This window comes from Streptomyces sp. NPDC002324, from assembly GCF_053593335.1.
Window position 1 is genome coordinate 135,477 of the sequence record NZ_JBSFCF010000017.1, and the last position, 14,166, is coordinate 149,642.

A 14,166-nucleotide genomic window follows, 5' to 3' on the forward strand; every position below is an offset into this window, starting at 1 on the left:
CGATGTGGTGGGGGGTGGCCGCGGCCCTGCTGGCGAACGCGCTGTACAGCACCGGGTTCGTCCTGGAGAAACGGGCGCTCACCGCCATGCCGCAGGTGTCGGTCCGCGCACCGGTGAAGCTGCTGCGGCAGGTCGTCGGCAGCCCGCTGTGGATCGCGGGCTCGCTGTCGCTGGCCGCCGGGTTCGCCGCCCAGCTCGCCGTGTACCGGACCCTGCCGATCGCCGCCGCCCAGGGCATCTTCGTGTCGGGGCTGGTCCTGCTGGTCCTGCTCTCGGCGCGGCTGCTCGGCGAGCGGACCACGGGCCGGGAGCGGTACGCCCTCGGAGCCATCCTGGCCGCGCTGCTGATGGTGGTGCTGTCGCTCGACGAGGACTCCGACACGGTCGGCCGCGGGGCGCCGTACGCGCTGGTCCTGACGATCTGCCTGCCCGCCCTCGCGGCCGGGGTGGGGCTGTACCGGTCCGCCGAGCGGCGCGCCCGGCACCGGCACCGGCTGCCGACCACGGGCGTCGAGTACGGCGTGGCCGTGGGCCTGCTGTACGGCGTCAGCTCGCTCGCGATCAAGGGCGTGTCGAGCCGTCTGGCCACCGGCGGGGCCGGGGACGCGGTGGTCGGCCTGCTGGGCTCCCCGTACCCGTATCTCCTGCTCGTCACCGGCGCGTTCGGTCTGGTGATGTCGCAGGCGGCGCTGCAGCGCTGCCGGGCCTCGCTGATCGTGCCGGTCTGCACGACGGTGACCTCGCTGTTCACGGCGGTGCTCGGCACGCTGTCGTTCGGCGAGTCGCTGCCCGACGATCCACTGCGGCTGACCCTGCGCCTGTCCGGCACGGTGCTCGCGGTCGCCGTACTGCTGAGCATGCCCAAGCACGACACCCCGGCGCCCCCCGCGCCCCAACCCCCGGTACCGGCCAAGGAGCTGACTCCCCATGAACCCCGACGACCCGTTGCTCCGGATCCTGGCGTGCCCGCTGGACAAGGGGCCGCTGCACCTGGTGGTCCACGAGGAGGAGAAGGAGAAGCGGCCCGGGACCACGACCGCCGAGGCCCGGGGGTCTGAGTCGCTGTACAACCCCCGGCTGCACCGCCGTTACCCGATCGTCGACGGTATTCCGCAGCTGCTTCCGTCGTCGGGCGAGCAGGTGACCGAGGACGAGCACGAGAGGCTCTCCGCACTGCTGAGGAGGACGGGTTCATGACCACACTCGCCGCACGGCTGGCGCCGCTCCTGCCGGACCGGCTGGTCGCCGCGACCGCCCGGTCCGTCTACCCGCGCTTCGAACCGGAGCTGTCCCGGCTCGACGAGCTGTGCCCGCCGGACTGCGGGACGGCGGTGGACGTCGGCGGCTGGTACGGCCCCTGGACCCACCGGCTGGCGGGACGGGCCGCGCGCGTGGTGACCGTGGAGCCCGCGCCCCGGCTGGCCCGGCTGCTCGCCGCGTCGGCCCCCGACAACGTCCGCGTCGTCCAGGCCGCCGCCTCGGACGCCCCGGGCACGGCCCGCCTGTGGCTGCCGTCCGGCGACGACGGCGGCCGCGGGGTGTCCTCCCTGGTCCGCCGGGACATCCACGCCCGCGCACTGGACGTCGACTGCGTCACCCTGGACGGACTCGGGCTGACGGACGTCGGCTTCGTCAAGATCGACGTCGACGGCAACGAACTGGCCGTGCTGCGCGGCGCGTCGGACCTCTTGGTCCGGGACCGCCCGGCCCTCTTCGTCGAGCTGGAAGCCCGTATCCAGCCGATCACCCCGGTCGTCGACCTCCTGGCCGGCCTCGGCTACGCCGGCTGGGTCCTGCCCGCCGGGACCTGGCTCCCCCTCGTCCCGGCCACCCTGGAGGCGCACCAGGCGCGCACGTCGCACCGGGCGTCCCAGGGGCTGCTCCGGCGGGTCCTGCCGTTCGCCGGGCGGTACGTCAACTCGGTGCTGTTCCTGCCGGACGGGCGCCGCCCGGGTGAGCGGGCCGGTGGCCGCCGGGCCGCCTCCGCCGCCGTACGCGACGATGGACCCCATGCCCTCCGCGAAGCGCCCCGGCCCCGATAGGCCCTCCGGTCCGTTCACCCCCCTGGACTTCCAGCTCGTGATGCTGCGCCGGATGGCCGACCACAATCCGGGACTCGTCGAGGACGCCCGCCGCGCGCTGGGCGTCTCCGTCGCGGACATGCGGGAGGCCAACCGGCGGTGGCAGGCGATGGTGCGCTCGCCCCGGTCGCGGGGCTCGGCGTCGCGGTACCGGTCGGTGCTGGGGGCGCCGGAGTCCGTCACGGTCCAGAAGATCGGCGACCTGGACTGCGAGGCCTGGTTGTGGCCGGTGCCGCTGTGGGCCGACCTCCGCTTCGAGGTGCTGCTCGCGCCGAACGGGGCGGTGTGGAACGAGTGGCTGGTGCGGGCCCCGGGTGTGGCCGGGCCGGAGTTGCGCGCGCTGGAGGATCTGGCGCCGTGGTCCTGCACGGTGGACGAGGTGGCGCGGGCGTTCGCGCCGGCGCGGCCGTCGGAGGGGACGGCGCCGACGCGGTGGGGGCTCAGGTTCTCCGCGCCCGACGGGGAGGGCGTGCGGCGGGAGTGTGTCGCGGAGTTCACATGGGGGCTGTTGCAGCGGATCGCCACGGTGGACGCGCGGCCATGACAGCGCCGGATCGCACCTGATCGCACCTCGTCAGTTCACGCACACCGTCGGTCGCCTTCTTCCCCAACCGCTCGCAAGAGCAGCTCAAGCGGAAGATTGACGATCATCGAGCCGTTGCGGGTCACCGCTGGGCCTACTGTCCGTGAGGAGTTCCGATCCCACGTTCCGATCCCACGGAGAGGCAGCCCCATGACGACCCGGCACCCCGCGGAGCGAACCGTGCCCGTCGAGCGGCTGCGACTGGGGGATCACGCGTGCATGGGGCCGGGGGACCTGGAGGATGCCGGGGAATCCCCGTGGAAGGTGTTCACCGCCTACACCCGGACCAGCCTGGCGCGCGGGGAGAAGGTCCTGCTGGTCATGGACCCGGACGACCTGAGCGACGACGAGGTGGTCGCCCTGCTGGACCGGGGCAGCGGGCAGGTCGTGGCGGCGCGGGCCGGCGGTCAGCTGTCGCTCAAGCGCAACACCGAGATCTACGCCCCCGACGGCCGCTTCCGGGAGCGGCGCACGATCGACACCTACGCCTGCGAGGTCGACCGCGCCCGCGACGAGGGCTGGACGGGGCTGCGGGTCACCGCCGACATGAGCTGGGCACCCCGGATGAACCTCGGCCACGACCGGCTGCTCGACTACGAGGCGTCCGTGGCGCCACTGTTCGCGGATCCGCTGTTCACCGCGATCTGCTGGTACGACCGCCGGCGCTTCGACGACGACCTGACGGCCCGCGTCGGCAAGGTCCACCCGCTGCGGGTCATGGACCGCCTCGACGCCCTGGAGGTCACCGAGACCCCCGACGGCGGGCGGATCGCCGGTACCGCCGAACTGAGCACCCGCACGGAGTTCGTCGAGGCCCTGCGCGAGGCACTGGAACGCCGTGACGAGGCCGGCCCCAGCCACCTCGTCCTCGACCTGCGTGACCTGTGCTTCATGGAGGCCCACTGCGCCTGGCAGCTGATCAGCCTCGCCGCGTCGCTCCCGGCCGGCAGCGAGGTCACCGTGCGCTGCGGCGAGCTGCTGGGGCTGGTGCTGGAGCAGCTGGGCTCCGACGAGGTGCCCCAGCTGCTGGTCAGCGTGGAGGCGGACGGGGACGGGGGAGACGCCGGGTGAGCGGGATCGCGCCGCTGCGGACGGAGTTCGACGCGGCCGGTCTGCCCCTGCTGCGCTCGCTCGTCGAGGAGGCCGGCCTGCGGGTCGGTCTCGACGCCGCCGTCCGAGGCGCCTTCGTCCAGGCCGCGGTGGAGTGCGCGACGGACGCCGTGGAGCACGGAAGCGGCGCCGGTCTCGTCGAACTCCGAGCGGAGGAGGGCGAGTTGCGCTGTGAGGTGACGGGGTACGGGCCCGGTCCCGCGGCGGGGCGGCCGGCGGGACCCGGGGCGCGGCTCGCCGGGGCGCTGCTCGCGGGCGCGGTGCCGGGCGCCGGTGTCCTCCGGGTGCGCGGTACCGGCCGGGGCACCCTCGTCACCCTGTCGGTGCCCCTGCCGGGCTCCGCTACAGCCCCGCCCGCGCGCTGAACCAGGCCGCGACCTGACTGCGGTTGTGGAAGCCGAGCTTCACGAGGATGCGTTCGACATGGCCCTCGGCGGTGCGGCGGGCGATGACCAGGTGATCGGCGATCTGTCGGTTGGTACGGCCCTGGGCGACGAGGGCGGCGACCTGGAGTTCACGGCGGGTGAGGGGGACCGGGTCGGCGCTCGCGTGATCGGCGCCCGGTTCCGGGGCCGCGCCCGCGGGTCTCCCTGCCGGGTCGGCCCCCGCGCACCCGACGGAGGCGGCCCGCGTCCGGGGAGCCGGGGCGGGACCCTCCGCCGCGCGCACGCCGGGCGCCTGCCGCCGGGCCGGCTCGCCGAGCGCGTACGCCACCGCCTGCTCCGGGGTCAGGCGGCCGCCCCGGCGGTGGGCCAGGGTGTAGGCGTGGTCGCCGAGGACGCGGCGGGCGTGCTGTTCGGCGGCGCGGGGGCGGCCGGCCCTCAGGGCGTCCATGGGGTTGCCGCCGATGTCGTGCCAGATGCGGTCGACGGCGCCGCGCAGGACGCCCGCCCGCTCGGCGTCGCCCGCCAGGGCCTCGGCGGCGGCGAGCAGGTCGAGGGTGCGGGCGAGGCTCTGGTGCTGGCGCACGGTGTACGGCAGCCGCAGACAGGCGCGGGCCTGCTCGGCGGCCCGGTCGTACTGCCCGGCCGACCAGTGCGCGAGGGCGAGGGTGCGCAGCGCCCAGGAGCGGGCCCACTGTTCGCCGTGCGCCTCGCAGAGGGCGACGGCCTCGGCGCACAGCGGGATGGCCTGCGCGGCGCGGCCCCGGCTGACGAGGGTGCAGGCCAGTTCGACGCGGGTGAGGACGACGAAGGCGGTGCAGGCGCGGGCCCGGCCCGGGGCGAGGGCACCGGCGGGCACGGGCGGGGGCGCGGGCACCGGGAGTTCCCCGTCGTCGGCGGCGGCCGCCGCCCGCACCGGGTCGAGGCCGGCCAGGACGGCGGCGGAGCGGCTGTGCACCAGCGAGGTCAGGGCGCCCGCCCACATGGCGCGGGTCAGTGCCACGTCCGGCCGGGCCCCGGCCCGCAGGGCGCCGTCCATCCAGTGCCGGCCCTCGCCCCAGATGCCGCCCGCGACCCAGTGGAACCACAGGCGGGCGGCGAGCCGCAGGCCGTGCTGGGCCTCGCCCGGGGTGGTGAGGCAGAAGTCGAGGGCGGCCCGGAAGTTGTCCTGGTCGATGCGGAGGCGTTCGGTGATCTCCGCCTGGTCGGGGCCGAACCAGGCCTGCTCGTACTCGGCGCCGAGACGGGCGAAGTGGTCGCGGTGGCGCCGCCGGGTGCCGGTCGCCTCACCCAGGTCGCGCAGCTTCTCCAGTCCGTAGTCGCGCAGGGAGACCAGCAGCCGGTAGCGGACCTGTCCGGCGTGGTCCTCCCGGACGAGCACCGACTTGTCGACGAGCCCGGCGACGGCGTCCAGGACGGCGCACGCGGCCATCTCCTCCCCGGCGCGGGTGGCCTCGGCGGCGCAGACCGCCTCGGCGGCGGCGAGGTCGAAGCCGCCGACGAACACCGACAGCCGCGCCCACACCAACTGCTCCTGCGGGGTGCACAGTTCATGGCTCCAGTCGACGGCGGAGCGCAGGGTGCGGTGGCGGGGCGCGGAGGTCGGGCTGCCGCCGGTGAGGAGCTGGTAGCGGTCGTCGAGGCGTTCGACGAGCTGGTCCACGCCGAGGGCGCGCACCCGGACCGCCGCCAGTTCGATGGCGAGCGGCAGTCCGTCGAGGCGACGGCAGAGGCGGGCCACCGCCCGCTGGTTCGCCTCGCCGACGGTGAAGCCGGGGACCACGGCCGCGGCCCGGTCGGCGAACAGCCTGAGCGCGGGGAAGGAGTCGACCGCGGACGGGGTCAGCTCCTCCGGCGCGGGCGCGGGCAGCGGCGGCACCTCGAAGAGCTGTTCCCCGGCCGGACCGAGCCGGTGTCTGCTGGTGGCGAGGATCCGTACGCCCTCGGTGGCCGCCAGTACGGCCTGGGCGAGGACCGCGCAACTGCGCAGCAGGTGCTCGCAGTTGTCGAGCACGATGAGGAGGCGCCGCTCGCGCAGGTGGTCGACGAGGATCTCCAGCGGGGGCCGTACGGTCTCGTTGCGTACGCCGAGCGCGTCGTTCACGGCGTGCGGGACGAACGCCTCGTCGCTCAGGGCGGCCAGGGGCACGAGCCAGACACCGTCCGGGAAGGCCCGGGAGACCTGGCCCGCCACATGTCCGGCGAGCCGGGTCTTGCCCACCCCGCCGGGTCCGGTCAGGGTCAGCAGTCTGCCCGCCGCCAACAGCCTTCTGACATCGGCGGCCTCGTCCCGTCGCCCCACGAAGCTCGTCAGCTCCGCCGGGAAACCGGACGGGCGCCGCGACTCCGATCCGCCCACGATGCCGGTCACGCCCTCAGTTGTGGTTCCCGTACGCGCTGTTGTAACCGCGAAGGGTGGGCGGCGGGCACGGGCGGGGCGCGCGCTTCGTGGATTTCCCGCCTCTTCGGGTGAGGAGGGCTCGCGGGGCCGGGAGCGGGTGCCGCGGGTCAGCCGGTGGTCGCCGCCGCCAGGATCGCCTCGACGACGCGGGGCAGCGAGTCGGGGTGCAGCCACAGGAAGAGGTTGGGCTCGACCAGCTCCAGCTCCATCACGCACGGCCGCCCGTCCTGCCCGGTGACGAGGTCGACGCGCGCGTACAGCAGCTCGGGCTCTCCGGGTACGGCCGCCAACGCCCGCTCGGCGACGGCGAGTTCGGCCCCGGTCGGGGTCCAGGGCGCCAGGTCCGGGTGGGCGATCTTGTCGGCGTCGTAGGCGGTGCCCGGCGCGAGCACCGCCCCCTTGCGGCTGGCGTGCAGCAGCCGGCCGCCGAAGAACTGCAGGGCCCGCTCCCCCTCGGTGTCGATGCTGGTCACGAACGGCTGCACCATCGCGGTGAGCCCCTCGGCGTGCATCCGCTCGACATGCCCCGCGGCGGTGTCCCGCTGGTCGGGCGTGTAGCGGGCGGCGAAGCGGGCGCCCGCGCCGGAGGTGGGCTTCACGACGTACTCGTGGGTCTCCGGAAGCTCCACGGGCTCGCCCGGCGCGAGATAGGCCGTCGGCACGACGGGTACCCCGGCGGCGGCGAGGTCACCGAGGTACCGCTTGTCGGTGTTCCAGCGCACGACCCCGGCCGGGTTGGCGAGCCGGGTGGCCGCGCCCGCCTTCTCCGCCCAGGCCACGAACTCGGCCGCGCGCCAGCTGTAGTCCCAGGTGGACCGGATGACGACGAGGTCGTACCCGGCCCAGTCGGCCGCCGGGTCGTCCCAGTGCACGGCCGCCGCCTCGGCCCCGGCCTCCCCCAGCGCCCGTACCAGCACCGGCAGGTCCCGGTCGTGGCTCGCCTGCGGACCGGGGTCGTAGGTGGCGACGGCGATACGGGGGGCGGCTGTGCGGGCCACGGGGGCTCCATTCTCGGACGGCTGCGGGTGACCCCCGGGCGGATGTCCAGGGGGTCATGGGCGCAGGCTAACAACCGCGTGTGCCGGGGAGGGAGGGGGTTTCCCGCGAGCACGCTCCCGCTCACGGCACGGCGGGGCCCGTGAGGAAGCGGCCGTCGCCGTCGTACGGCCAGACGTTGGGGACGCAGCCGTTCATGCCCTTGATCTGCTGCATCATCGCCGGGGCGGGCTCGCCGTCGCCGGGGCAGCCGACATGGCCCTGGCCGAGGAAGTGGCCGACCTCGTGGTTGATGATCAGGGCGCGGTAGGCCTCGACGTCCTTGGCGTAGACGGGGGTCGCCAGCTCCCAGCGTTCGAGGTTGACCATGACCTTGTCGTTCACGTTGCAGTTGAACTCGCCGCCGGTGTCCAGCCCGCCCGTGCCGCAGACGTCGTCGACGGTGCCGGGGGTCGCCACCTTGACGACGAAGTCGAAGGTGCCGCCGGAGACCCGCTGGAAGGCGTGGTCACCGCCGGCCGTCCAGCCGCGCGGGTCGGCCAGGACCCGTTCCACCTCGTCGGCGACGTCGGCGGGGGAGAGCGACAGCCCCTTCTCGACCTCGACCCGGTAGCGCAGGGGCGTGCCCCTGCCCACCTTGCCGCTGCCGCCGGACGCCGTGCCGAACGTCCCCGGCCCGGTTCTCGGGATGGTCACCGGCTCGCGGCTGGGAGACGGGGCCTTCGACTCGTCCGGAGACGTATCGGGCGAGTCGGCCGCGGAGGAGGAAGGGGAGGAGGGGCTGCGGGGGGCGTCGACGCCGGAACTCCTGCCGCCCGTGGAACCCTTGCCGCCCCCGGGGCGGGGGTCGGCCGAGCGCCGGGACCGCTCGGACGAGGGCTCCGCGGACGCGGTGGGCTCCGCCTCGGCGGCCACCTCCCGCGTGCCGCCGTTCATCCAGCTCACCGCCGCGAACCCGGCGACGCCGAGGACCGTCACGACCCCGAGACCACCCCACAGGGGCCCTTTCCCGCGCCGCTCGGGGGCTCTGCGTCTGCGCCCCGGCCCCTTCCTGCTGCCCGTGGCCGTCGCCTGGGCCGAATCCTGCGCGGTGACACGCGGCGGGCCGCCGCGGCGGGTGCGCCTGCCGGAAGGTGTTGCGTGGTGGGCGGTCATGTTCCTTCAGAGTGTGATCGATATGTGATCGGATGTGGCCGAGTCAGTCACGAAAAGATAACGGATGATCGGCGCGGCTCCGCACCACCGCTTGACCTTCACCTTCGGTGAAGCCCCAGCATCGATCGCGGAACGAGGAACGGTCAGGGCCGAATGAGCCGGGCAGAGCCGGCCGGGGAGAGCCAGGGGGAGTCATGGAGATGCTGACCATCGGGGCCTTCGCGAAGGCGTGCCGGCTGTCACCGAAGGCGCTGCGGCTCTATGACGAGCTGGAGCTTCTCCGGCCCGCCCACGTCGACCCCGACACCGGCTACCGCTACTACGCCACCGCGCAGTTGGAACAGGCGCGAATGGTGGCCTGGCTGCGCCGGCTCGGCATGCCGCTGGCCCGTATCCGTACGGTGTGCGCGCTGGAGCCGGGCCCGGCGGCCCGGGAGATCCGCGCGTACTGGGCCGGGGTCGAGGCCGAGACGGCGACCCGGCGCGATCTGGCGGCCTTCCTCGTGCACCACCTCACCCACCCGTCCGAGGAGGACACCACGATGCTGGAACTCCGTTACGCCGCCCTCTCCGACACCGGCCTGGTCCGCGCCGCCAACCAGGACACCGCCTACGCCGGGTCCCGCGTCCTAGCCGTCGCCGACGGCTTCGGCCCGGCGGGCGCCCCCGCGAGCACGGCCGCCGTGGAGGCGCTGAAGACCCTGGACCGCGACACCCTGCCGGCGGGCGGCGTGCTGAACCTGCTGGAGGACGCGGTGCGGGGCGCGAGCACCGCCGTCCAGGACATCGCGGGGACCGGGGACGACGGGACGACCCTGACCGCGATGCTCTGGACCGGCTCGCAGCTCGCCCTCGTCCACATCGGCGACTCCCGCGCCTATCTGCTGCGCGAGGGCGAGCTGTTCCGGATCACCCACGACCACACCGTCGTCCAGTCGATGATCGACGAGGGCCGACTGACCCCGGAGGAGGCGACCGCCCACCCCCAACCCGCCCTGCTCCTCAAGGCGTTGACCAACAGCGAGACCGTCACCACCCCCGACCTGCGCCTGCACGACGCCCACCTCGGCGACCGCTATCTGCTGTGCTCCGACGGTCTGTCGACGGTCGTGCCCGACCCGGAGATCCGACGCGTCCTGTCCACCGCCCCGGACCCGGAGGCCGCCGCGCACGCCCTCGTCTCCGAGGCGAACGGGGCGGGCGGCCCGGACAACGTGAGCTGCGTGGTGGCGGACGTGGTGCGGGAGGGGGCCGGGACGCGCCGGGGGTGACAAGGACCGCTGGAGCTCCTACGGTCCGGCACGCCGTGTCATCGCCTCCAGCGCCCTGTTCAGGCGTTCGAGCCACTCCTCCGCCGTGCCCCGCACCCGTGGATGGGCGGCGCGGAAGTCCGTCCAGTCGGCGGGGTCTGGTGCGACCGCGTCCAGGCGCAGGGCGTCCGCGACGACCGGGTCCCCGGGGCCGGGGCGGAAGACCTCGCGCAGCAGCCGCGGGGACAGTTCGGTGACGTCCGCCTCCGCGAGGAGGACGGCGTCGTGGAGGTCCTTGGCCCGGGCACGGCCCTCGGTGGCGCAGTCGGTGTGCAGCCACAGGAGTTTCCAGGCGAGGGACAGGCCGGGGCCGGGGGTGCGGACGACGGTGCGGCCGGAGCCGTCGCCGCGGGGCACCGCCGTCCACACGGGCAGCTCGGGGAGCCTCTCGTCGCGGGCGAAGTCCAGCCGCGCCTCGCCGGGCGGGAGGCCGTCCGCCGCCCAGGGGATGGTCAGGCGGGTGCCGGGGGTCTCGTACTCCGTGTAGGTCCAGGTGCCGTCGGGGCGGGCGGCGGACGCGTCGAGCACCACCCCCGGCGCGGCCACGGGACGCTCCCGCACCAGGTCGAGCACCGCGAGGTGCGGCGGGTGTTCCTCCGGCTCCGCCTCGACCACCCAGTGCAGCCCCTCGGGCGGGACCGCCGGCCGCAGGCCCCCGGTGTCGAACTCCTCGAACGTCCACATCTCGTACCGCCCGGCGCCGTCGGCCGCCTCCGGCCACTGCTGTACGGCCTCCAGCCCCTCCACGTACGGATAGGGGTGTGCGGCGTCCACCGGGACCAGCAGCGGCCGGGGGACGATCCAGTCGAGGTCGGCGGGCTCCCGTGCCCCGGCCCCCACCCACGCCGGCATCACCATGCTCCCGCGCAGCACCAGGTCGTCCCCCAGGGGCGAGTCGGCGACGAGCCGGACCAGGTGGTCGAGCACGGCCCGGTGGGCGGCCCGCCACCGCTCGGACGAGGTCATGCGGTCTCCGCCCGCACGCCTGCCCGCAGGTCCCCCCACGCCGCCGGCCGCACATCCGCCCGCCCTGCCGCCCCCTCGTCGATCCACTCGCTGTCCAGGTCCGGTCGGTCGTCGTGCACGACGAACTCCTCCTCCACCTCCACGGCCTTGAACCCCGCCTCCGCGAGCGCGTCGAGGAGGGCGTCCAGACGGCGGCGGGCCTCGGGGCGGCCCACGTCACGGCAGCGCTGGGTGACGAACCGCTCATGACCGCGTCCGCCGCAACCGCCCACCGTACGGCGGGCGTTGCGCGACACATGGGCCGCGTGCCGCTCGGCGAGGGCGCGCACCGGCCCGACCTCGGAGTCGTCGGCGAGGGCGAGCTTGACATGGTGTTCGAAGTAGCAGCCGGGAGGCAGGGCGCGGGCCTCGGCGGCCGTCAGCGGCACGTCCTCGTTCCAGGGTGCCGCCTCGATCTTCACCCGGGCCACCTTGAACCCCTCGGTGCGCAGCCGCTCGACCCACTCGGACGCGGCCGCGCGCTGCGCCGACAGGGAGCCCTCGCCGCGCACCGTCAGCATCGGCTGGTCGGGCGTCGCGCCACGGTCGAGCACGATCCGTGTGTACTTGACCCGGTGGCGCTGTGCCCACAGACGTACGCGCCCCTCGCCCCCGTCCCGGGGCTCGTCCCCGGTCACCATCGTCAGGTGGGTCTCGAACTCCCCCGCGAACTCCCGCACCCCGGCCCCGCATTCCCCGTGTACTTCCGCCTGCCCGCTTCCCGGCGGCCGACTGTACCGACCACCACCGACAGGGGCGCGGGGGCCGGGCTCAGGGCGCCGGGTCCCCCGGGTCCCAGTCCAGCAGGCGGACCTTGGCGACCGTCCGCACATGGCGACGCATCGCCGCGGCCGCCTGTGCGGGCTGCTCGGCGGCGATGGCGTCGAGGATGGCGCGGTGCTGGGCGAGGGAACGGTCGGGGCGGCCCGGCTGGCGCAGGGACTCGGTGCGGCTCTCGGCGATCTGGTCGGCGATGGACCGCATGAACTCGGCGAGCAGACTGCTGTGCGCGGCCGCCGTGACCGCCGCGTGGAACAGCCGGTCGCCCTCGATGCCGTGCCCGTCCCGCTCGATCTCCCCGGCCATGTGCGTGAGCGCGTCCCGCATCGCGGCCAGGTCGTCCTCCGTACGGCGCTCGGCGGCCAGTTCGGCGAGCTTCGTCTCCAGCGCCTCGCGGGCCTCCAGCACATCGGGCAGCCGGCGGCGCCGTTCGACCATGTCCTCCACGGGCTCGACGTCGAGGCTGTCCCGGACGAGATAGGTGCCCCCGCCGTGCCGCGCCTCCACCAGGCCCTGGACCTCCAGCACCACGATGGCCTGCTTGACCGAGGCCCGGCTCACCCCCAGCCGCTGGGCCAGGTCCCGCTCGGGCGGCAGCCGGTCCCCCGCCCTCAGACCGCCCTCGGCGACGTACTGACGCAACCGGTCCAGGACCTGCTCGTAGAGCCGCTGTCTGGCCATGGGCCGCAGGGCGTCGCTCACGGTTCCCCCTCTGGTCCGGCATCGCTCGCCGGGAGCGTAACACCGGCGGGTGTCAGTGGCCCGGTGGCCGAGTGGCTGAGCCAATTCCCGCGCGACCTCTTGACGGCACCGCCGTACGCCTCCACGCTGGCCCCACCGCGAGTGGCTCAGCCACTCGTCCACTCTCCCACTCGCCCCGCTTGCTCAGCCCCTGTGTTCCGGGACCCAACGACGGGAGCCCGCATGTCCCCCCAACTCATCTCGATCCTCGTTCTCGCCGTGGTGTTCGTCATCGCCACGACCCGTTCCGTGAACATGGGCGCGCTCGCCTTCGCCGCCGCCTTCGGGGTGGGCGAACTGGTGGCCGACCTCGACGCGGACGGCATCTTCGCGGGCTTCCCCGGAGACCTGTTCGTCGTCCTCGTCGGTGTCACCTACCTCTTCGCGATCGCGCGCTCCAACGGCACCACCGACTGGCTCGTGCACGCCTCGATCCGGCTCGTGCGGGGCCGGGTGGCGCTGATCCCCTGGGTGATGTTCTTCATCACCGGCGCGCTCACCGCGATCGGCGCGGTCAGCCCGGCGGCGGTCGCGATCGTCGCCCCCATCGCGCTCAGCTTCGCCTCGCGGTACGGCATCAGCCCCCTGCTGATGGGCGCGATGGTCGTCCACGGGGCCCAGGGCGGCGGCTTCTCCCCGATCAGCATCTACGGCACGATCGTCAACGGCATCGTCGAACGCGAGAACCTCCCGGGCAACGCGACAGCCCTCTTCCTGATCTCCCTGATCGCCAACCTCGTCATCGCGGGCGTGGTGTTCGTGCTGTTCGGCGGCCTGAAGCTGGGGAAGCGGCCCGCGACCGATCCCGACCCCGAGCGCCCCGAGGCCACCCCCACGACGGACACACAGGCCGCCCCCGCGACCGGCCCGGCGGCGGGCACACAGCCCGGTCCCGCGACCGGCCTCACCGTGGGCACGCGGCCCGGTCCCGCGGCGGGCACCCGGCCCGCCTCCACGGTGGGTACCGGAACAGCCCCCACGGTGGGTACCGAGGCGGTCCTCACCCCCGCCCGCATCGCCACGCTCGTCTCCCTCGCCGTCCTGGTCGTCGCGGTCCTCGCCCTCGACCTGGACGCGGGCCTCACCGCGGTGACCCTCGCCGCCGTCCTCAGCGCGGTCTGGCCGGACGACAGCCGCGAGGCGGTGGGCCAGATCGCCTGGTCCACGGTCCTCCTCATCTGCGGCGTCCTGACCTATGTGGGCGTCCTCGACGAGATGGGCACCATCACCTGGGCCGGCGAGGGCGTCGGCGGCATCGGCGTCCCTCTCCTCGCCGCCGTGCTGCTCTGCTACATCGGCGCGATCGTGTCCGCCTTCGCCTCCTCCGTGGGCATCATGGGCGCCCTGATCCCCCTGGCCGTACCGTTCCTGGCGCAGGGCGAGATCGGCGCGGTCGGCATGATCGCGGCGCTCGCCGTGTCCGCGACGGTCGTGGACGTGAGCCCCTTCTCCACGAACGGCGCGCTGGTCCTGGCCGCGGCACCGGACGTGGACCGCGAGCGTTTCTTCCGCCGGCTGATGGTCTACGGGGGGATCGTGGTGGCGGTCGTACCCGCGGTGGTGTGGCTGGTGCTGGTGGTCCCGGGGTTCGGGTAGCCACCTGTGCGGTAGCGGTACCCGG

14 protein-coding genes are annotated in these 14,166 nt (G+C 74.5%); 8 read left to right on the forward strand and 6 right to left on the reverse strand.

The genetic code is table 11. The features are described from left to right. Positions 1-2: 2 nt before the first annotated feature. The 6 genes from ACWCRJ_RS22880 (at position 3) to ACWCRJ_RS22905 (ending at position 4,139) form a co-directional block, all read left to right on the forward strand. Complete coding sequence (locus ACWCRJ_RS22880; RefSeq protein ID WP_450941001.1) at positions 3-1,058, forward strand: hypothetical protein; 1,056 nt, start codon at positions 3-5, stop codon at positions 1,056-1,058. After that, the gene (locus ACWCRJ_RS22885; RefSeq protein WP_450941043.1) at positions 946-1,197 is read left to right on the forward strand and encodes a Trm112 family protein; all 252 of its coding nucleotides are present in this window, start codon (positions 946-948) and stop codon (positions 1,195-1,197) included. The genes ACWCRJ_RS22880 and ACWCRJ_RS22885 overlap by 113 nt, the downstream gene beginning before the upstream one ends. Beyond that, a complete protein-coding gene (locus ACWCRJ_RS22890; protein WP_450941002.1) occupies positions 1,194-2,042 on the forward strand; it encodes an FkbM family methyltransferase in 849 nt (282 codons plus the stop codon). Before ACWCRJ_RS22885 ends, ACWCRJ_RS22890 begins: the two co-directional genes overlap by 4 nt. Continuing rightward, positions 2,002-2,625 carry a hypothetical protein gene (locus ACWCRJ_RS22895; protein ID WP_450941003.1) on the forward strand — a complete coding sequence of 208 codons (624 nt, stop codon included), beginning with the start codon at positions 2,002-2,004 and terminating at the stop codon, positions 2,623-2,625. Before ACWCRJ_RS22890 ends, ACWCRJ_RS22895 begins: the two co-directional genes overlap by 41 nt. Before the next feature lie 189 nt (positions 2,626-2,814). Then, a complete protein-coding gene (locus ACWCRJ_RS22900) occupies positions 2,815-3,735 on the forward strand; it encodes an MEDS domain-containing protein (protein ID WP_450941004.1) in 921 nt (306 codons plus the stop codon). Then, positions 3,732-4,139 (forward strand): ATP-binding protein, encoded by a 408-nt coding sequence (locus ACWCRJ_RS22905; protein WP_450941005.1) that lies wholly within the window; start codon positions 3,732-3,734, stop codon positions 4,137-4,139. The genes ACWCRJ_RS22900 and ACWCRJ_RS22905 overlap by 4 nt, the downstream gene beginning before the upstream one ends. Here ACWCRJ_RS22905 and ACWCRJ_RS22910 read toward each other — a convergent pair. From ACWCRJ_RS22910 to ACWCRJ_RS22920, 3 genes are all read right to left on the reverse strand, one after another. Continuing rightward, on the reverse strand, positions 4,117-6,528 hold the full coding sequence (locus ACWCRJ_RS22910; RefSeq protein ID WP_450941006.1) for an ATP-binding protein: 2,412 nt from the start codon (positions 6,526-6,528) through the stop codon (positions 4,117-4,119). The genes ACWCRJ_RS22905 and ACWCRJ_RS22910 overlap by 23 nt on opposite strands. 137 nt (positions 6,529-6,665) lie before the next feature. Continuing rightward, positions 6,666-7,556, reverse strand: coding sequence for an ATP-grasp domain-containing protein (locus ACWCRJ_RS22915; protein WP_450941007.1), 891 nt, complete (start codon positions 7,554-7,556; stop codon positions 6,666-6,668). A 121-nt stretch (positions 7,557-7,677) separates the two neighbouring features. Next, positions 7,678-8,532, reverse strand: coding sequence for a DUF3152 domain-containing protein (locus ACWCRJ_RS22920; protein WP_450941008.1), 855 nt, complete (start codon positions 8,530-8,532; stop codon positions 7,678-7,680). Between the two features lie 371 nt (positions 8,533-8,903). Between ACWCRJ_RS22920 and ACWCRJ_RS22925 the strand changes: the two genes are divergently transcribed. Beyond that, positions 8,904-9,980: a MerR family transcriptional regulator gene (locus ACWCRJ_RS22925; protein ID WP_450941009.1), complete on the forward strand. Its 1,077-nt coding sequence runs from the start codon at positions 8,904-8,906 to the stop codon at positions 9,978-9,980. A gap of 18 nt (positions 9,981-9,998) precedes the next feature. Here ACWCRJ_RS22925 and ACWCRJ_RS22930 read toward each other — a convergent pair whose 3' ends face one another. The 3 genes from ACWCRJ_RS22930 to ACWCRJ_RS22940 all read right to left on the reverse strand — a co-directional run bounded on the left by ACWCRJ_RS22930 (position 9,999) and on the right by ACWCRJ_RS22940 (position 12,506). After that, the gene (locus tag ACWCRJ_RS22930) at positions 9,999-10,985 is read right to left on the reverse strand and encodes a nucleotidyl transferase AbiEii/AbiGii toxin family protein (RefSeq protein ID WP_450941010.1); all 987 of its coding nucleotides are present in this window, start codon (positions 10,983-10,985) and stop codon (positions 9,999-10,001) included. Next, positions 10,982-11,704, reverse strand: coding sequence for a hypothetical protein (locus ACWCRJ_RS22935; protein WP_450941011.1), 723 nt, complete (start codon positions 11,702-11,704; stop codon positions 10,982-10,984). The genes ACWCRJ_RS22930 and ACWCRJ_RS22935 overlap by 4 nt, the downstream gene beginning before the upstream one ends. A gap of 91 nt (positions 11,705-11,795) precedes the next feature. Then, positions 11,796-12,506, reverse strand: a complete 711-nt coding sequence (locus ACWCRJ_RS22940) for a FadR/GntR family transcriptional regulator (RefSeq protein ID WP_450941012.1) — start codon at positions 12,504-12,506, stop codon at positions 11,796-11,798. A 222-nt stretch (positions 12,507-12,728) separates the two neighbouring features. Between ACWCRJ_RS22940 and ACWCRJ_RS22945 the strand changes: the two genes are divergently transcribed. Beyond that, positions 12,729-14,141: an SLC13 family permease gene (locus ACWCRJ_RS22945; RefSeq protein WP_450941013.1), complete on the forward strand. Its 1,413-nt coding sequence runs from the start codon at positions 12,729-12,731 to the stop codon at positions 14,139-14,141. Positions 14,142-14,166 lie beyond the last annotated feature (25 nt).